Annotated in this window: 10 protein-coding genes; all 10 read left to right on the top strand. The window is 40.7% G+C overall.

The genetic code is table 11. The features are described from left to right. The first annotated feature begins 13 nt into the window (after window positions 1-13). The 10 genes from QE382_RS23070 (at window position 14) to QE382_RS23025 (ending at window position 19960) form a co-directional block, all read left to right on the top strand. Entirely contained in the window at window positions 14-1756 is a 1743-nt protein-coding gene (locus tag QE382_RS23070) for a DUF4983 domain-containing protein (protein ID WP_307187928.1), read from the top strand. 16 nt (window positions 1757-1772) lie between these two features. Beyond that, a complete protein-coding gene (locus QE382_RS23065) occupies window positions 1773-3143 on the top strand; it encodes a discoidin domain-containing protein (RefSeq protein WP_307187927.1) in 1371 nt (456 codons plus the stop codon). Window positions 3144-3179: 36 nt separating this feature from the next. After that, window positions 3180-4232 carry a PKD domain-containing protein gene (locus tag QE382_RS23060; protein WP_307187926.1) on the top strand — a complete coding sequence of 351 codons (1053 nt, stop codon included), beginning with the start codon at window positions 3180-3182 and terminating at the stop codon, window positions 4230-4232. Window positions 4233-4491: 259 nt separating this feature from the next. Beyond that, the gene (locus QE382_RS23055; protein WP_307187925.1) at window positions 4492-6786 is read left to right on the top strand and encodes a GH92 family glycosyl hydrolase; all 2295 of its coding nucleotides are present in this window, start codon (window positions 4492-4494) and stop codon (window positions 6784-6786) included. A 208-nt stretch (window positions 6787-6994) separates the two neighbouring features. Beyond that, window positions 6995-7357: a hypothetical protein gene (locus tag QE382_RS23050; RefSeq protein ID WP_307187924.1), complete on the top strand. Its 363-nt coding sequence runs from the start codon at window positions 6995-6997 to the stop codon at window positions 7355-7357. A 295-nt stretch (window positions 7358-7652) separates the two neighbouring features. Continuing rightward, window positions 7653-8759 (top strand): efflux RND transporter periplasmic adaptor subunit, encoded by a 1107-nt coding sequence (locus QE382_RS23045; protein ID WP_307187923.1) that lies wholly within the window; start codon window positions 7653-7655, stop codon window positions 8757-8759. A gap of 13 nt (window positions 8760-8772) precedes the next feature. Beyond that, window positions 8773-13323, top strand: coding sequence for an efflux RND transporter permease subunit (locus QE382_RS23040; protein ID WP_307187922.1), 4551 nt, complete (start codon window positions 8773-8775; stop codon window positions 13321-13323). 246 nt (window positions 13324-13569) lie between these two features. Further along, window positions 13570-15198 carry a SusR family glycan utilization regulator gene (gene susR / locus QE382_RS23035; RefSeq protein ID WP_307187921.1) on the top strand — a complete coding sequence of 543 codons (1629 nt, stop codon included), beginning with the start codon at window positions 13570-13572 and terminating at the stop codon, window positions 15196-15198. Window positions 15199-15452: 254 nt separating this feature from the next. Then, window positions 15453-18431 carry a SusC/RagA family TonB-linked outer membrane protein gene (locus tag QE382_RS23030; RefSeq protein ID WP_307187920.1) on the top strand — a complete coding sequence of 993 codons (2979 nt, stop codon included), beginning with the start codon at window positions 15453-15455 and terminating at the stop codon, window positions 18429-18431. An 11-nt stretch (window positions 18432-18442) separates the two neighbouring features. Then, window positions 18443-19960 (top strand): RagB/SusD family nutrient uptake outer membrane protein, encoded by a 1518-nt coding sequence (locus QE382_RS23025; RefSeq protein ID WP_307187919.1) that lies wholly within the window; start codon window positions 18443-18445, stop codon window positions 19958-19960. Window positions 19961-19991: the final 31 nt, after the last annotated feature.

Genomic DNA, 19991 nt, shown 5'->3' with positions numbered 1-19991 from the left:
AAATTTTAAACTGATGAGATCTCAAGCTAATTTTAAAAATATAGGCCGCTGGCTAATGTCTTTGATTATATTATCAATTTCCATATCGTGTAATGATGAATTCGGACGCCTGTTGCCTGATAATGAGGGGCAACAAGATACCGTTGACCTAGTATATGGCAAGCCAAAAGTACTCATGCTCATCGTGGACGGAGCAAGGGGAGAGTCTGTCCGGACGGCAAATATTCCAACGATGAATGGATTGCTCAACCATTCGATTTATTCCTGGGTTTCGTTAAGCGAGGAGCATGACGATGCAACTGCTATGGGCGCCGATCTAGCCAGTATTATCACTGGGGTGAACCAAAATAAACATTTGGTCATTGGTGATAATTTTAAGAACAATAATTTTCAGACCTTTCCAACAGTCTATACACGGGTCGCTGCAAATATGAAGAACCCTGAATTCAAAGTCTATAGCAGTTCTAAACTATTTGTTGAAAATCTTGCTCCTGTTGCGGTAGCTAAGTTGGAGAGTACCGACGAGGAGGTTGTCAATAGTGTTAAGGAAGGGTTAAAGCAACCGGAATTAACCTTGTTGACTGCCCATTTCACAGCTGTTGATAAGGCCGGAAAGGCCAGCGCCTATGACAATAGCAGCGCTGTTTATAAATCCGCCATAGAAAATTTCGATAAGCAGGTAGGGGAAGTTATTCAGGCCTTGGTGCAACGCCCAGCTTTTAAAAAAGAGAACTGGCTGGTTATCATCACTTCGAGTAAAGGAGGGCCTTTTGAAATTCCTCCTGCGCAGAATGACAATACAATTTTTAGTAATCCAAATGTGAATACCTTCACTATCTTTTACTCACCTAAATATAATTCAAGGTATATCAATAAACCTTACTTGGGCAGTCGCTTTTCGGGAGATTTTCTAAGATTTAAAGGCGGTGTCTACGCAGAGTTAACCGAAGGTGATAATCCTGTTTTCGATCTTGGTGATAAAGAAGAATTTACCATTGAATTAAAAGTTAAGAAGAATAAGGGGCCAAATAACACATACAAATTTTCTAATTATCCATCTTTTATCGGCAAACGTGAGAAATGGGAATCAGGTGCACCAACAAATGGATGGGTAATGGCTTTTAAAGATAAAGATGATTATTGGATGTTCAACGGGCGCGGCCCGAACGGAAGTGGTGAGGTAAATGGTCCTAAATTGAACAACGCAACCTGGAATAATGTGACTATAGTCGGAGCCCTCACAAGCGAAGGTAAACGTATTTTGAAAACCTATACAAACGGTCTCCCGGGAAATGAGATGGACATAAGTTCGTGGGGAACGATTAGCAGTCCAGCGAAATTTAGGTTGGGGCTTTTAAATGGAGGAAGCAGTTGGAACCAAGGTGACTACTACCTGGCTGATGTGCGATTTTGGAAAGTAGCCTTGCCTTTGGCCGTCATTACGCAGTACAATTGTCAGGTTGGAGTAAGTGAAGAACATCCCTATTATCCGAATCTTGCTGCCAATTGGCCTATTGTTGGAACGGTTACTGATGGTGTACTTTATGACGATGGGCCTTATGGAAATACCTTAAAGATGGGCAATTCCACGTATGAAATTTCTAAGCTGAACGATTTTCTTTGCGCTCCTTCTGTTGAAACAATAAGTACGTTAGTACCGAAAAACACTGATATAACCGCTCAGATATTTAGCTGGTTACAAATTGCGCGACAAGAGAATTGGCAATTAGATGGACGAGTTTGGGTTGATAAGTAATCTTAAAAAGAGAATTATGAAAAGACTATTTTATTATATAACGATCATTTTGTTCTTAAGTCAATTGTTGGCTTGTTCAAAAGATAATTTAGAGGTATTTAATTTACGGGAGGGTGCTCCTGCTCAAGTTATCGCTGAAGGTGGAGGCAATAATCTGATCAAAACAAATGATTATGTACAGGTTCCGATGAAGGTAAAATTGAGTAGTCCTGCGTCAAAGACCTTTGATGTTGAAATTCAATTGAATACCGATACGGTGAACAAATTAATCCAATCAGGAACACTAAAAGAGGTGGTTACACTCCCCAATTCGGCATTTTCTTTTCCGAATATCGTGAAATTTCAATATGGTGCGGATACCACCTCCTTTTTATTAACGATTTCGCGAACAGAGATCGAACGTGTTTACGGTAAGAAGTTTGCGTTGTCCTATAAATTATCCAATCCTGGAAAAGGTAATCAGCTGGGAAATCCCAGTAGCGTAATTGTAACGATGGACTCAAAGAATTTGCTGACAGCAACAGATATCCATTATCTTTCGATAACAAATTCACCTGGCAATATTATTTTAGCAAGCGATCATAACAATTACAATACTACACCTTCAGGAATCGAGATACCAATCGGCGTTTCGTTAGCATCCTTTCCAAGTAAATTTTTTTATGTTGAAGTGCGAGGTACAACTGATTCAATTTCAAATTGGATAACGCAGAAAAAGGTTCCCGCGAATACGATCGGTTTACAGGAAAATGAATACGCACTTCCTTCACGCGTGCAGGTGCTGGGGAATAAATCGGCGGCGGCCTTCAATATATCGATTCCTTGGGATGTTATTACCAAAAATAAAGATAAGTTTCTCGCTGTAACAGTCTATTTAAAGGATCCTACCCTGCATGTGATCAATCCGCTGAAAAACTATACCACGATTTTAATTGATTGCGCAAAAGTTGTTGAATTTGATGTAACGGGAGAAGCAACACTATCGGTAAACCGGGATAATAATGGTGGTGCAAGTGCGGGTGAAGGTAGCTTAAAATTTGTGGACGACCTCACGAGTACCAAATTTTTACAAAGTGCATTTACGGGCGATCTGCAGTGTACATTGACGTTCACGCGAACGCTGAAAATTGGGGCATATACACTTACATCCGGAAATGATGCGATCGAGCGTGACCCAAAAAGCTGGTTTCTTGAGGGATCGTTAGATGGTAAGAACTGGGTTACGATTGACACACGAACAAATGAGAGTTTCCCGAATAGAATTCAGACACGAAGATTTAATGTCCAAAAGCCGGGTATTTACAAATTTTATCGTCTAAATATTACAGAAAATGTTGGGAGTAGCTTATTTCAATGTTCTGAATGGAGGATGATTGAATTTTTATAGATGTAAGGCAACACATGGTATTACAACGATGAATTTATGAAGATGAAATTAGTAAAATACAGTTTTTATATTCTTTTACTGTTTACCTGTCTAGGTTGCAGTAAAGAAAAGGAAGTAGTAGTAGTAGAAAAACCTCAGCTACCCAATCCGGTGTCAGCTTTCTCTACAAAACAGGTTGCCAAGGATGATCCTTTTACTTTTGAATTTACAAATCAGTCAACGGATTATAGCGAAACGCGCTGGAGTTTTGGCGATGACAGCACCTCGTCAAAGGTTTCGCCACAACATACCTTTTTAAATACGGGTAATTTTACAGTCAAACTTAAAGTGCTCAACGAGAATGGAGATTGGGCGCAACGTGAAGAAGTTATCAAAATTGATGCTGAAAAATTAATTCGATTCAATGCGACAAAGAATGGAACTGGTAAGCTGATTTTGGCATACGACAGCGACATAGCAGTACAGGCAGTCACTTGGTCAAAGATGACTGATAAAGATAAGTATGTGCAAGTTTCTGATAAGGCAAAAGCAGATATTTCTATTGAAATCGGTAAATTTGAGACCTATCAACTTCGTGTTAAAACTCCGAAAGGTTCGCAGATCGTTATTACAAAGATGCTGACAGATCTGGGAATTGTAAAAGACTGGACAAATATTGACAATACTTTTCGAATTTCTCAGGACAATTCCAGTGGTCCTGATGCGGGCGAAGGTTCGAAAAAATTAATCGACAACGACATTACTACGAAACTTTTTGTCGGTGGATATCAGCCCGGTATGTATTGGCAGTTTGCATTCTATCAACCCCAAACGATCAATGGTTATACCATAACAACCGGAAATGATGCTCCGGAAAGAGATCCGAAAGATTGGGAAATACAGGCATCCGACAATGGAGAAACTTGGGTAACATTAAGCACGGTCACAGGTTATAGCTTTGGTACTACTTCAGCAGATAGAAGAAAGTCCGTTAATTTCTCTTTTACGAACGCAAAACCTTATAGTTATTACAGGTATGTTTTAAAAGCGGTATCCTCTGGGTCAAATTTCCAAATAAGTGAATTTAGGCTTTTGGAACTACCAAAGTAAGCACCAAAAATTGACAACAGTTCGTTGAGGTTGTTAGCGACAAGAGGCTCATTGGTTTAAAAATTAGCCGTAAGGTATTGGTTTGACAAAGACAATATCTTGCGGCTATTTTATTTGGAGTGATAGGGGCTGTTCGCTTTTTTTTGTAACCATCTTGTGAAAAATAGCTTGTCAATCGGCTATATTTAAATTTCTTACCTATATTTACTAATACGTTTTAGCCTTTTGCATTATAAACGTTCAACCCAAAAGCATAAATATGTTTAATATTAAAAAACTTACAGGTAGCATTCTTTTTCTATGCGCTATTCATACAGCTATGGCGCAGCAGTCCTCACCGGTTGACTTTGTGAATCCTCTGATCGGTACCGAATCGAAGTATGAATTGTCTAACGGGAATACCTATCCTGCGATCGCAAGGCCATGGGGTATGAATTTCTGGACACCACAGACGGGCAAGATGGGAGACGGCTGGGTATATACTTACACGGCAGATAAAATCAAAGGGTTCAAGCAAACCCATCAACCAAGCCCTTGGAATAATGATTATGGGCAGTTTTCAATCATGCCTGTCACGGGAACTCCGCAATTTGATCAGGAAAAACGAGCAAGCTGGTTTTCACATAAAGCCGAAATTGCAAAACCTTACTATTATAGTGTTTATCTCGCAGATCACGATGTAACAACTGAATTATCTCCGTCGCAACGAGCGGCAATCTTCCAGTTTACCTTTCCTAAAACAGATAGTGCTTACGTTATTATCGATGCCTTTGATAAGGGCTCTTATATTAAAGTAATTCCTCAGGAAAATAAGATCATCGGTTATTCAACAAAGAATAGCGGCGGCGTTCCGGATAATTTTAAAAATTATTTTGTCATTACCTTTGATAGACCTTTCTCCTACAAAGCTGCTGTTAAAAGCGGCGCGATAAGAACAGATGAATTGGAAATTCAGGATAATCACGCCGGAGCAGTCGTTGGCTTTCCTTCCTTGAAGAGAGGCGAGAAAGTCATTGCTCGGATCGCTTCCTCTTTTATAAGTTTTGAACAGGCAGAAATTAATTTGAAAGAAGTTAAGTCGAAGACATTTCAGCAGGTTGTTGACGAAGGTAAAGCGCAGTGGAATGACGTGCTGGGACGTGTACAAGTTGAAGACCAAAATATTGACAGACTGCGTACATTTTATTCCTGTCTGTACCGATCAACACTTTTCCCTAGAGATTTTTCGGAGATCGACGCAAGGGGTAACCGTATTCACTATAGCCCCTACAATGGCCAGGTGTTACCTGGAGAAATGTTTACAGATACAGGTTTTTGGGATACATTCCGCAGTTTATTTCCACTATTGAATTTATTGTACCCTTCTATGAACGATCGTATGCAAGAAGGCTTGGTAAATGCTTATAAAGAGAGCGGCTATCTTCCTGAGTGGGCTTCTCCAGGACACCGCGCATCGATGATTGGAAACAATTCTGCATCTATTGTTGCGGATGCGTTAATTACTGGTCGGAAGGGATATGATAAAGAATTATTATGGGAAGCATTGAAACATGGTGCCAATAATGCCTATCCTAAACATACCTCTACTGGCCGTTTTGGTTACGAATACTATAACAAATTAGGCTATATCCCCGCCGACGTAAAGGTCGACCAAAATGTAGCGCGCTCACTGGAGTATGCCTATAACGACTGGTGTATCTATGAGTTTGGTAAAGCGCTGGGTAGATCCAAGGCGGAGACAGCGATTTATGCCAAACGGGCAATGAACTATAAAAATCTGTTTGATCCAAGTACTAAACTGATGCGCGGAAAAAACGCCGACGGTTCATTCGTTCCCAATTTTGACCCGAGTGCTTGGTCGAGAGAATATACCGAAGGAAATGCTTGGCACTGGAGTTTTTGCGTATTCCACGATCCTCAAGGTTTAATTGATTTAATGGGTGGTAATAAGTCGTTTGTATCCATGTTGGATACTGTATTTGTTATTCCGAGTTATGAGGGGATGAAGAGTCGCGGTATGATACACGAAATGCGTGAGATGCAGGTGATGAATATGGGACAGTATGCGCATGGTAATCAACCAATTCAACATATGCCCTACCTTTATAACTATGCTGCAGAGCCATGGAAAGCACAATATTGGGTACGTAAAATAATGGATAAACTGTATTTGCCCACACCGGATGGCTATTGTGGGGATGAAGACAATGGGCAGACCTCGGCGTGGTATGTTTTTTCTTCATTGGGATTTTATCCCGTTTCACCCGGATCAGGAGAATATGTGATCGGTTCTCCGCAATTTGATAAGGTGACCCTAAGTCTTGAGAACGGTAAAAAAGTGCTGATTGAAGCGAAGCAAAAGGGGGGGGATCAGGTCTATGTAGACCAACTTTCCTGGAATGGAAAACCTTATGGCAGGAATTATATCCGTTATAAAGACTTACTGCAGGGCGCCAACCTTCAGTTCAAAATGAGCGATGCCCCAAATAAAAATAGAGGTACAAAAAAAGCGGATTCTCCGTATTCCTTTAGTCGTGAAAAGATAGATAAGTGATAAAATTGCTACAGCAATAAGTTCGCTAATCCTTAATCTATACGAAAATTTAGCACTTCATTGAACGTTAAAAGTTCTTAACAATCGATGAAAATTGAGTTGTATTTGAAAACCATGATAGTTAATTTTGAGGCTGTCATGGTTTTTTTACATGAATACAATAATCTTGGGTATTTAAAATCATATCTTTGTCGTTCTTAATTACAATATGTTAGGTAAAATATTTCATTTGTTAATACTCTTTGCATACCTTAATTTGTTGACGTATGATTCTTTCTCGTCGGCAACGGGACAGGTTGTGCATGCGGGCGAGACTATTGTGGAGTATTTTTTAGATGATGTATTGGATTTGGATCCTATTCAATCTTCCCATGAGGAAAAAGTGCTGTTACAGGATGACTATCGCATATTTGCGGTAAATAGTCAAGTGTTACCAATATTCATTTTTGTTTTCGGTATTGTTTTCACCGCTTTATGCTTCGCAAAGGATGACGAACATCCTTTTTACCGTTCTAAAACCATCTGTCGGCCCGGGTACTATCATTTCCTATACCGGTTTCGGCCGTTCTAACTATTCTCTATTTATCTTTTCATTCAAAGCTACATTTCATTAAAGTTGAAAAGTATGACAGTTTTTGTGCGTCATACGACCGTGGCGATAGCGTACACTTCAGAATTGATGAAGTTATCGTAGTTCATTTGTTTACACGATCCCTTCAGTCATTGAAATTTAATGGCTAGCAAAAGAATTTTACATTTTACATTTTATTATCGTTGATGAAATACCCATGTTCGGTAAACGCCTACATGGATAAAAAATTGATTGGGTATTCCATAGTGACCACTAAAAAGAAGATTATTTCCCTATGAACAAATTACGGATACTGTGCCTTTTACTTGGCACGGTTGGGATGTTGGCATCATGCCGCTCCTCTAATGCTAACGCTGATCAGAAAGAAGAACTCAAAAATATACCCGTTGCATCTTTGATGGTGATGGACACCACCGTTTATCAGGAGTATATTGCAGATGTTCAAGCCTTAAAAAACGTCGAGATTCGCTCAAAACTGAATGGTTTTTTGGATAAAATCTATGTCGATGAAGGCGTCTGGGTAAAGAAAGGACAGCTATTATTTAAATATAATAATGAGGAATACCGATCAGAATTAGCCAAAGCCAAAGCACAGTATGATAATGCTATTGCCGAATCTCAAAAGATAAAACTGGAGATGGAACGAACTCAAAAATTGGTTGACAAGAATATTGTGAGTCCTTCGGAGTATAATTTATTAAAGATTCAGCTAAAAGCATCCAATTCTAAAATAGAGGAAGCTCGTGCGTTGGTTAATCAGGCGCAGACAAGATTGGATTATACCGTTATACGGGCTCCATTCGACGGTCGTATAGACCGTATCTTACTGCGTGAGGGCTCTCTTTTGACCGAAGGAAGTTTGATTACAACCATCTCTGACCTCAGCAAAGTGAATGTTTATTTTGATATTTCTGAACGGGAGTATCTAGCACTTATGCGCGATAAGCTCAATGGCAAAGAAACGCAAAAGTCGGTGAAATTAATTTTAGCCAATGGCGAGCTTTATCCACATGAAGGAATTGCGCATCTTGTTGAAAGTGAGTTTGAAGCCAATACAGGATCGATTGCGCTTCGGGTCCAATTCCCAAATGCCGAACATATCCTAAAACACGGTGCAACTGGTAAGATCGCGGTGCCTATGGAGACAGGGGAGCACACTTTTGTACATCAAAAATCAGTATTTGAGATTCAGGATAAAACCTATGTGTACACACTACAGGCAGATAGTACCGTTAAAATGACACCTTTTAGTGCTGGTCCGCGTGTAGGACATTATTATATTGTGGACGGAGGTTTGGATTCCAACGCCAAAGTTGTTTATGAAGGAGTGCAAGGACTGCGGAGTGGAATGAAAATTAATCCAAAAATGAGGAAATTGTAGCGGAGGATAGATTATGTTTGAAACATTTATAAAACGGCCCATACTGTCGTTGGTTATTTCGGTGTTTATTACACTTTTGGGTCTGTTGGCCTTATTTACATTGCCCATTACACAATTTCCGGATATTGTCCCACCTTCGGTAGTCGTCAATGCCAATTACACAGGAGCTAATGCTGAAGTAAGTACAAATGCAGTTGCTATTCCTTTAGAAAAAGCAATTAACGGTGTTGCAGGGATGACTTACATGAACTCGGTGTCTACCAATAACGGAAGCACAGTGATTCAGATCTTTTTCGAAGTCGGCACGGATCCAGATATCGCTGCCGTAAACGTACAAAATCGCGTTACAACCGTATTGGATGAACTACCCGAGGAAGTAATTAAAGCAGGCGTTACGACAGAGAAAGAGGTCAATTCGATGTTAATGTATCTCAATGTTTTTACAGACGATGAAACGGCAGATGAAAGATTCATTTACAACTTCGCAGACATTAATATTTTAAAGGAACTGAAACGTATTGAGGGGGTTGGACTTGCTCAGATTATGGGGATGCGCGACTATGCGATGCGTGTTTGGGTTAAGCCTGACCGTATGGCAGCTTATAATATTTCTGCTGAGGATGTGGTTGCTGCATTGCGGAAGCAGAATATCGAGGCGGCGCCAGGTCAAACAGGTATCAGCTCGGATAAAATGCGTAACATGCAACAATATGTTTTGCGTTATCCGGGTAAATTCACTGAAATTGATGAATATGCTAACGTTCCTATTCGCGCCACGGCCAATGGCTCCATTATTCGTATTAAAGACGTTGCCGATGTTGAATTTGGCTCATTAGATTACGAAATGGTATCCAAAACCGATGGTCGGCCCTCGGCTTCCATCATGTTAAAGCAATTGCCCGGATCAAACGCACAGGAGGTGATTCAGCGTGTAAAGGATCGGATGGCAGAGCTGAAACAGACCCAGTTCCCGACGGGCATGACCTATACGATGGGATATGATGTGTCGCGGTTTTTGGATGCCTCAATATCTTCTGTTATCAAAACCTTATTAGAAGCATTCCTTTTGGTTTTTATTGTGGTATTTATCTTTTTGCAAGATTTTAGAGCCACAATTATCCCTATTTTGGCCGTGCCCGTGTGTTTGATTGGCGCACTATTTTGTATGCAGATGCTCGGTTTCTCCATCAATCTGTTGACCTTATTTGCATTGGTATTGGCGATAGGAATTGTGGTAGATAATGGGATTGTTGTCGTGGAAGCTGTGTATGCCAAAATGGAAGATGAGCATCTCCAACCTATGGAAGCGACATTAGAAGCCATGAAAGAAGTTGGTGGTGCCGTTGTGGCCATCACCTTGGTTATGTCGGCTGTTTTTGTTCCAGTAGCCTTTCTTTCAGGACCAGTCGGAATATTTTATCGTCAATTTTCGCTGACACTCGCCGCCGCTATTGTTATTTCGGGAATCAACGCTTTAACATTGACGCCCGCTTTGTGTGCACTTTTCTTAAAATCACCACATGACCGTAAACCATCGAATAACTGGTTGGATCGTTTCTTTAAAAAATTCAACCACATCTATGATAGAACTGCCTTTGGCTATAAAGGTATTTTGGTAAAAACGAGTGCACGACGCGGACTAACACTGCTTTTGTTGGGAGGATTTTTTGTCGCAACTTGGGGCAGTAGTGCCATCTTACCCGCAGGTTTTATTCCGACAGAAGATCAAGGGATGATCTATGTTGCGGTAACGACACCGCCGGGTGCAACTGTAGACCGCACAGAACGCGTTTTGGATAAAATTGACTCCGTATCACGAAAGCTCGATGTTGTTGAGACTGTTTCGACCTTGTCAGGATATAGTATAGTTACCGAAGTATCAGGAGCTTCCTATGGAATGGGTATGATTAACCTTAAGCCTTGGAAAGAGCGGGACCAGACTGTAGATGATGTCATTAAGGAGCTACGCGATAAAACCAAAGACTTTGCTGATGCACAGATTGATTTCTTTCCCCCGCCGACGGTACCTGGATTTGGTAATTCGTCGGGTTTTGAGTTGCGACTTTTGGATCGAAGCGGTAATGAGGATCTGAATAAAACGGCCGAAGTACTGCAGAAGTTTATGGACGATATGGAGAAAAGCGAGGTCCTTCAGGATATCAGCTCCAGCTTTGATGTGAACTTCCCGCAATATATGCTGAAGGTTGACTACGATATGGCTGCAAAAAAGGGGATATCAGTAGAAAATGCCATGAATACACTGCAGACCTTGATGGGAAGTCTTTATGCAACCAACTTTATCCGCTATGGACAAATGTATAAAGTGATGGTTCAGGCTGGTCCCGAATATCGCCAACGCCCAGAAGATGTACTGCGCCTATATGTAAAGAATGAGACAGGTGAGATGGTACCTTACAATGCCTTTATTTCCATGGACAGAATTTATGGACCTGAACAAATCACGCGTTACAACATGTTTAGTTCAGCCATGATTACAGGGCAGTCTTCAGCAGGTTTCAGCTCGGGTCAAGCCATTGACGAAGTGGAGAAAATTGCTTCTTCTTTGCCGCAAGGCTATAGCATCGAATGGTCCGGTATGACCCGTGAGCAAAAGATTTCTGGAAACCAGGCTTTGTATATTTTTGCCCTATGTCTTCTATTTGTCTACCTGTTGTTATGTGCGCAGTATGAAAGCTTTCTGTTGCCTTTACCGGTTCTCCTCTGTCTTCCGGCAGGGATCTTTGGTGCATTTATTTTCTTGAAAGTCTTCGGACTGGAAAACAATATCTATGCGCAGGTAGCATTGGTGATGCTGATTGGTTTGTTGGGTAAGAACGCCATCTTGATTGTGGAATATGCCAATTTAAAATATAAGCAGGGAATGGATATCGTGACAGCTTCAATTGAAGGAGCGGTTGCCCGTTTGCGTCCCATATTAATGACTTCCTTTGCATTTATAGCAGGTTTGATTCCTTTAATGATGGCCAGTGGAGCCGGAGCATTGGGCAATCGGAGTATTGGTACCGCTGCGGTGGGGGGGATGCTTATCGGAACCATACTCGGGATTCTTGTCATCCCTGGATTAGTGATTTTATTCTCAAAAAAGGAGAATAAGAAACACGTTGTCAAACAGGCGTCTTTAGTCATAGCCGCACTTATTTTATTGGGTAGTTGTTCGGTGCCTAAAAAGGCGCATCAACCGGAGAAAGTAAATGTACCGGCTTCATTTTCCAAAAGCATCTCGCCGGATAGTTTAAATGTAGGCCGCAGGTCCTGGAAGGAAATCTTTAGGGATCCAAAATTAGTTTCTCTGATTGATTCTGCTTTGCTGAATAATATGGATATTCGTCAATCGATCTTACGACTGGAATCTGCACAAGCTTATTTTAAACAGCGTAAGGCGGCATTAGGGCCAACCGTTGAAGCTGTAGTGGAAGGTGGAATACGGAAATATGGACATTATACAGAATCGGGAATAGGTAACTACGATTCAAATTTTTCAGAAAACCTGAAGAGTGATGAAAAATTGCCTGAGCCCTTTATTCCAGATTATTTTATAGGACTTCGCTCCTCCTGGGAAATTGACCTTTGGGGAAAGTTGAAGAGCCAAAAACAAGCAGCTTACTTTGGCTTTTTAGCTGAACAGGAAGGTAAGCGCCTTTTAGAAACAGAGTTGGTCTCTAATATTGCCACGGCTTATTATGAACTGATAGCGCTGGACCAAAAAATAAAGGTATACGATCGGAATATTGCATTGCATAAGAATGCATTAGAAGTTGTTGAGGTAAAAAAGGATGCTGGTTATGCAACGGAGCTATCTGTACAGCAATTTAAGGCCTTATTAGCCAACTCCAAAGCTGCCAAGGAGCAGTTACTGCAGGAGATAGCTTTGTGGGAACATCATATCAATGGGTTATTGGGACGCTTTTATCAACCGATTGTAAGAAGTACTTATACCGAAAATGCCGATTTATATCATGCCATGCAATTTGGTACACCAGATGATCTGGTAAATCAACGTCCGGATATTAAAGCGGCCTATCTCAAGGTGATTGCATCTTCAAACAACCAAGAAGCTTCACGTCTGGCATTTCTACCTTCTGTTGCAATAAGTCCATTTGTAGGATTACAGAGCTTTAGCTTTGGCAAGCTATTCAACTTGGATAGATCTATTGCTTATAATCTTTTTGGCGGTATTACACTTCCCTTATTTAACCAAAGACAGCTTAAAACGCAGTATGAGATTGCTAAAGCAGACTATGGAATAGCGTTTGTGGACTATGAAAAAACGGTTTTAAATGCGTACAATGAAGTTTCTAATGTGATTATGACGCAAGAGGCGATCGTCAAGCGACGTAATTTCGTGGATGAGCATGTTCAGGCATTGGAATTATCTATTGAAGCTGCCCAAGAGCTGTTTATTGCCGGGAGGGTGTCATCATTGGATGTTGTGACGGCCCAGAAAGAATCTTTGGAAGCTCAAGTTGGAAAAGTGGAGCTGGAGAAAGAGAGTACGTTAAACCAGATTCTACTCTATAAAGCCCTAGGAGGGGGCTGGCAATAAGGCTTTTTATTTCAATAGGAAAACTATTTTTCATGCGATAAAGAATTAACTTGTTAATTCTTGGACCCAAAAAAGGTCAGTGAAAGAGGCCGTCGTGAGACGTCCTCTTTTTTTTGATAGTCCTTCATGTGATAGGGCAGAAAGAATATTCAGTTTGTTCTCATTACTAATGCTTGCTGCAAAGTCATGTATGTTTTGTAGTTATTTTTATGTAGTTTAGGCACAGAATGTTGAACCGATTTTAGTATGTTGCAGCGCATCTTTCTTTTTCTACTTTGCTCTCATTTTAGTATTTACCTATCTGCCCAAGTGACTTCGGATAGTATTGGCGTTTTACAACGTTTGGAATATTTAATGGACAACCAAAAGATTTACGTCAAAAATCGTGAAGATAAGCTGGAAAAACTGAAACAAGAAGCAAAAGCTCTCGAAAGTAATCCTGCTCAATTTTTGAAGAAAAACTACGAAATCTTTGAAAATTATAAGAAATTTGATTCCGACGCAGCGCTTTCTTATATTTTACTGTGTCAAAAACTGGCTCCGCTAGGTAATGACTCTTTACAGGCAGTAATCCATCTCGATTTGGCATGGGTATATTCCACCATCGGACGATACATCGAAGCCGCACAATTATTGAAGCAAGTCGAGTCAGCTCATCTCGGCAGGAATCTTCTGGCAAAGTATTATGATACCTACAGCTCTTTCTATAGCCATTATGGTCAGAGTAATAATCGATCAGAGTATTATCAGGCAAGTGAAAAGTATCGTGATTCATTGTTGACGGTACTGCCAAAGTCTTCATTGGAATATCGTACCACCATCGCCATAAAAACGTTGTTCAACGGTAATCGTGAGGATGCTAAAAGACAACTGTTAATGCTTTGGAACGAAAACAAGAAGGATGTTGAGCAGCGTGCCCTGATAGCGTATTTTATGGGACTCATATATAAGTATGAGAAGGATGTAAAAAGTCAGATTTATTATCTTTCCATATCGGCGAGTGCTGATATTGAAATGGCTAATCGGGACAACGCATCTTTTCACGACCTCGCCCTAACATATTATGATCAGCAAGATTTTGACCGAGCTTTTCAGTTTATTGAAAAGGCAATTGACGATGCGATGTTATGTAAAGTCCGGTATCGAATTATCGAAGGCACCTCTTCATACCCTATCATCAATGCAGCCTATCAGCAGAAAATCAGTAGTCAAAATAAGCAGTTGGTTGGCTTAGTCGTTATCGTCAGTATTTTATTGATTGGCGTCATCATTGCGCTCCTTATTATTTATAGACAGGTGCAACATTTGCGACGAATACGATCACAGCTGTCAGCAACAAATCAGCAACTTCGATCATTAAATAATGAAATCAATCAGACTAATCTTAAATTATCGGAATCCAACCACATCAAAGAAGAATATATAGCTCAATTTTTTGATATGTGCTCAAGCTATATCGATAAAATGGAAGATATTAGAAAGGCTTTATTAAAGAGGGCTACAAATCAACAGTGGGATGCTCTTCGTGAGCAGTTGAAGTCAACACAAATGGAAGAACGGGAGGTAAAGCAACTGTATGTCAATTTTGATCGTATTTTCTTAAACCTATATCCGACCTTTGTTGATGAATTCAATGCTTTGCTTCAGGAGGACGAGAAGATATACCCCAAAAAGACCGAGCTGTTAAATACCGAACTTCGCATCTTTGCCTTAATTCGATTGGGCATTGATGATTCGGTGAAGATTGCAAGCTTCCTGCGTTATTCTCTTCGTACTGTTTATAATTATAGAACAAAGGTACGTAATAAAGCTGCCGGAAATCGGGACGCCTTTGAAGCTGCCGTCTGCCAGATTGCGGTAATTGACCGTGCGTAGACCCACGCTTCCATACCAAAACACAGTAGATCAATCGCTTTCTTTCGCTTATTTAGGTACTTTTTAAAGCGTGCTATTTTTCGTATTATTCTTATTATTAGGGTATTGAGTTTTTTAATAGGTACTTTTTAAGTACTCGCTCTTTTTTCTCTATCAAGGTGACCTTAGTTTTGTTTTGAGCAATGAAGCAGGGGAAACTCATTGCCATTTTGGAATAACCAAAAGATGAAACAATAACCAATTTTTTATTTCATATGATTTACTTTACACGAAAAGTTACCTTTTCTATGGGGTTGGCTTTCCTGTTCACTTTGATGAATGTGGTGTTTGCACAAGACCGGATCCAAATCAGTGGACGTGTCCTGGATGCCAACGATCAGAAACCACTCTCTGGAGTAACCATTACACAGAAGGGAAGTAACAATGCAGTCTCCAGTAACGGGGATGGGCGTTTTCAAATTTCGGCTGCTATGGGCAGTACACTCCAATTTACATTTGTTGGTTACGATAGCAAAGAAGTGCCTGCCAATAATACCATGGTGGTCCAATTAAATTCGTCTACCAATGTGCTTGAAGACGTCATTGTAATCGGTTATGGTAGTGTGAAAAGAAAAGACGTGACGACCGCAATTTCTTCTGTCTCTACCAAAGACCTAGAGAAGAGACCCGTTACTAATTTTGGCCAAGCTATTCAAGGCAAAGCGGCCGGGGTAGCTGTTATTCAGCCGAGTGGTCAACCAGGTGCAGCACCTCAAATACAAATTCGCGGAATAACGTCTTTTAATAGCAATACGACTCCTTTGTATGTCGTTGATGGAGTTCCAGTTGAGGATATTAAATTCTTGTCACCAAATGATATCGCGGATATCCAAATCCTAAAGGACGCTTCATCCGGCGCCATTTATGGTTCTCGAGGTTCGAATGGCGTGATTTTAGTAACCACCAAGTCCGGTAAAGCTGGTGAAGCAAAAATAACGCTTGGAACACAATGGACAGCCAATGTTGTCAATAACACTGTCCAGGTTTTAAATACTAGCCAATACAAAGATTTACAAGATGAGATCGGCCTAGTCAACCTTCCGGAAGGATTGTTGGATCAGACCGACTGGTTTAAAGAGACCTACAAAACAGGTATTCAGCAAAACCATCAAATATCAATTTCGGATGGTAATGAGAAAATCCGATACTATTTGGGCGGCGGTTATTTGAATGAAAAAGGGACATTACAAGGCTCGTTCTTTAGACGGTATAATTTCCGTGTTAATATTGACAATCAGGTTCGAAAATGGTTAAAGGTCAATGCGAATATCAATTATTCGGATAACAATGATAATGGCATTACCTCGGGCTTGGGATCCAATCGTGGCGGTGTTGTTACCTCGGTGATTACCACACCCACTTATGCCCCGGTATGGGATCTGGCAAATCCGGATCGATTCTATAATAATTTCTATGGGATCAGCAACATTACCAGTCCTTTGGAAAACTTAGCGCGGACAAAAAATAATAATAACCGAGAAAATCGGATTGTCGCCACAGGAAGTGCATTGGTTTCTTTTATGCCCAACCTCACTTGGAAAACTTCGTTTTCATTCGATCGAAGATCGGGCATTATGACTACCTTCCTGGATCCTTGGACCACAGCATGGGGAAGAAATCAATTTGGTGAGGCCTCCGACATGCGCAATACAAACACCGTATTGACCTGGGATAATATCTTAACGTATAGCAAAAGCTATGGTAAGCATAATCTGGAGGCAATGGGTGGTTCTTCCTGGACAGATTCTAAGTACGCTAGAAGTGAGATTTTTGGCTCAAACTATGCCAATGGCATCATTGAAACACTGAATGCTGCCAATAAGATTTCTTGGGACAGAACAGGATCTACGGCCTCAAACTGGGGAATTATGTCCTATTTTGCTCGCGCCATGTATAATTATGATGGCAAGTATTTAGTGACTGCGAATATGCGTGCAGACGGTTCGTCGAAGCTTAGCCCAGAACACCGTTGGGGATATTTTCCATCGGTTTCGGCTGCATGGAGAATTTCTTCGGAAGACTTTATGAAAGATATTGCCTGGATTAATGATTTTAAAATTCGCGGTGGATGGGGACAAACGGGTAACCAATACGGATTAGGCGATTATGCGTATCTGCAATTAAGCGGTATCCAGCGTCAACAGTGGTTTGTCGAAGGAAAAGAAAATTCATTGCCCAATATCAACAAACCAACAATCTTACGAGCGAAAGACCTGACTTGGGAAACTACAAGTACCACCAGCATCGGTTTTGATATCACCATGTTGAGCAATAGATTAACCGTCAGTGCAGATTATTACAACAAGGATACCAAAGACCTGTTAATGAATGCAAGTCTGCCTGCAGGACAGCAAGCAAACACTATCCAGAGAAATGGTGGCCGCCTGAACAACCATGGTTTTGAATTTGCGGTGAATTCAAAGAATCTGACCGGAAATCTTACTTGGAACACAGATTTTAATATTTCTTTCAACAGAAATAAACTACAGCAATTGGATTTACAACAGGTGTATTATGATGTCAAGACAAACGATTATGTCAATGACTTTGTGGTAAAAAATGAGCCGGGGAGATCACTTGCAGGATTCTACGGTTATCTATCAGATGGTGTAAATCCTGAAACGGGCGAACTCATGTACCGTGATCTGAATGACGATGGTAAGATTTCATCAAGTGACCGTACGTATATCGGTAATCCGCTTCCAAAGTTTGTGTACGGTATGACAAACAGCTTCTCTTATAAGAATTTCGATCTCAGTATATTCATTCAGGGGACTTATGGCAATGATATCTTCAATGCCAGCCGTATGGAAACAGAGGGCATGTATGACGGTCGCAATCAAACAACGGTGGTATTGGATCGTTGGCGGGTACCTGGACAGATTACGCATGTTCCAAAAGCAGGTTTCGATATGAAAAACTCAACCTATTTCGTCGAAGATGGTAGTTATCTGCGCATGAAAAATGTTTCTTTGGGTTATTCTATTGCGCCTGAAAAACTGAAACGGATTGGTATCAACAAAATTCAGCCTTATCTATCTGTAAGTAATTTATTTACCTTGACAAAATATTCGGGCATGGACCCCGAAGTAAACCAATATTCTGGCGGATCCGATGCTAGAATCCAAGGTATTGATTGGGGAACCTATCCGCAGAATCGTTCATTTGTTCTAGGTCTTAATATTGAGTTTTAATTGTCTGTATCATGAAAAAATATATAAGTAACGCACTTTCTTTGCTAACGGGCTCCTTGTTTTTATTTTCCTGTTCGCTAAATCGTGATCCGCTTTCGGATTATTCGGATGTGAGCCAGGGTAAAACAGAGACAGGAACACAGGTTGTTTTTAAAAATAGGGCCGAGGTGGAAACCTATCTGGCTGGAATATATCAACAGATGAAAGACAGGCAAGAGCATTGGTATCTCGACCTGCTCTTGATCGGAGATTCTCACGCCGACAATTCCTATGCTGGAACGACAGGAGCGGAAGTTCTGCCTTTTGAGAACAATTCTATTGAAGGATCTAATTCTGTTGTTGACCGCGATTGGGGAAGATACCTGGAAGACGTTGGACGCGCAAATCGCTTGATCATTTATGTGGATAGTGTCGCCGATAAATCGCTGAGCGATACAGATATTAGAACGTATAAGGCACAAGCAAAACTATTCAGGGCATTGGCCATGTTTGATATGGTCCGTATATTTGGATCGATCCCTGTGATTACCACCATTGCACCCGATATTACGGGAGATAATGTCAATGAAGTTTATCCACAGTATTTTCCAAAACAAGCCACCGAAGAAGAAGCCTATAAGCAGATCGAAAAAGATCTGCTAGATGGATTGGCTGATGCACCAGCCAACAATAACGGCAATAAGACCTTATTTACTAAATCTGTAGCGCGTGCTATGTTGGCAAAGATCTATGCCGAAAAGCCAATTCGGGATTATGGTAAAGTCGTTCAATTTGTTGATGCCCTGACTGCAGATGGCTTTGACCTCAATGCTAATTACTCAGATTTGTATGCGATGAACGCAAGCAATACTGATCTTGCGCAACGTAATACGAAAGAATCTATTTTAGAAGCACAGTTTACAGCAGGAGGCGGTAATTGGGCCACCTGGATGTTTGGACGTGATTTGTCCAATTATGATAACAACTTTACCTGGGCAAAATGGGTAACTCCGTCTCGGGATTTGATACAGACCTATACGAACGAGGGAGATCAAATTCGTTTGGGCCAATCGATCGTTTATTATTCCACAACCTGGAGTAATTATTATCCTTCAAATAACTATCCATTCATGTTTAAGTTGCGGTCTGCATTTAATAGTATTGTTAAGCTTCGTTACGCTGATCTATTGTTGTTGAAAGCAGAAGCATTAATTCAGCAGGGATCAGATTTATCTGGAGCTGCCGACATTATAGACAAAATCCGTACGCGTGTTAAATTGCCTAAATTATCTTCAGCGGTACGTTCCAATAAAGATGCTTTATTGGATGCTTATTTGAAAGAACGTAGACTGGAATTGGCCTTCGAAGGACAGCGCTGGTTTGATCTTGTGCGCTTAGACAAGGTAGAGTCAGTTATGAATGCTGTTTATGCAAAAGATGCTGGGCGAAAAGCGCAGGTATACCCTTTTACAAAAAACTCTTACCGCTTGCCGATCCCGCAACCAAAAATTGATCAGAACCCTAACCTCGTTCAGAATCCTGGCTATTAATTGATTTAACAATGGGAAGCCCTTCCGATGG

Source organism: Sphingobacterium zeae (assembly GCF_030818895.1).
In the GTDB taxonomy this organism is placed as follows: Bacteria; Bacteroidota; Bacteroidia; order Sphingobacteriales; family Sphingobacteriaceae; genus Sphingobacterium; species Sphingobacterium zeae.
The sequence above is the reverse complement of the archived record's forward strand: the minus strand, read 5'-3'. Positions and strand labels throughout refer to the sequence as shown.

Excerpts from the sequence above, each read along its gene's own strand:
- QE382_RS23025 (WP_307187919.1), top strand. The coding sequence starts at position 18,443 with ATGAAAAAATATATAAGTAACGCACTTTCTTTGCTAACGGGCTCCTTG.
- QE382_RS23045 (WP_307187923.1), top strand. The coding sequence starts at position 7,653 with ATGAACAAATTACGGATACTGTGCCTTTTACTTGGCACGGTTGGGATG.
- QE382_RS23040 (WP_307187922.1), top strand. The coding sequence starts at position 8,773 with ATGTTTGAAACATTTATAAAACGGCCCATACTGTCGTTGGTTATTTCG.
- susR (WP_307187921.1), top strand. The coding sequence starts at position 13,570 with ATGTTGCAGCGCATCTTTCTTTTTCTACTTTGCTCTCATTTTAGTATT.
- QE382_RS23055 (WP_307187925.1), top strand. The coding sequence starts at position 4,492 with ATGTTTAATATTAAAAAACTTACAGGTAGCATTCTTTTTCTATGCGCT.
- QE382_RS23070 (WP_307187928.1), top strand. The coding sequence starts at position 14 with ATGAGATCTCAAGCTAATTTTAAAAATATAGGCCGCTGGCTAATGTCT.
- QE382_RS23065 (WP_307187927.1), top strand. The coding sequence starts at position 1,773 with ATGAAAAGACTATTTTATTATATAACGATCATTTTGTTCTTAAGTCAA.
- QE382_RS23050 (WP_307187924.1), top strand. The coding sequence starts at position 6,995 with ATGTTAGGTAAAATATTTCATTTGTTAATACTCTTTGCATACCTTAAT.
- QE382_RS23030 (WP_307187920.1), top strand. The coding sequence starts at position 15,453 with ATGATTTACTTTACACGAAAAGTTACCTTTTCTATGGGGTTGGCTTTC.
- QE382_RS23060 (WP_307187926.1), top strand. The coding sequence starts at position 3,180 with ATGAAGATGAAATTAGTAAAATACAGTTTTTATATTCTTTTACTGTTT.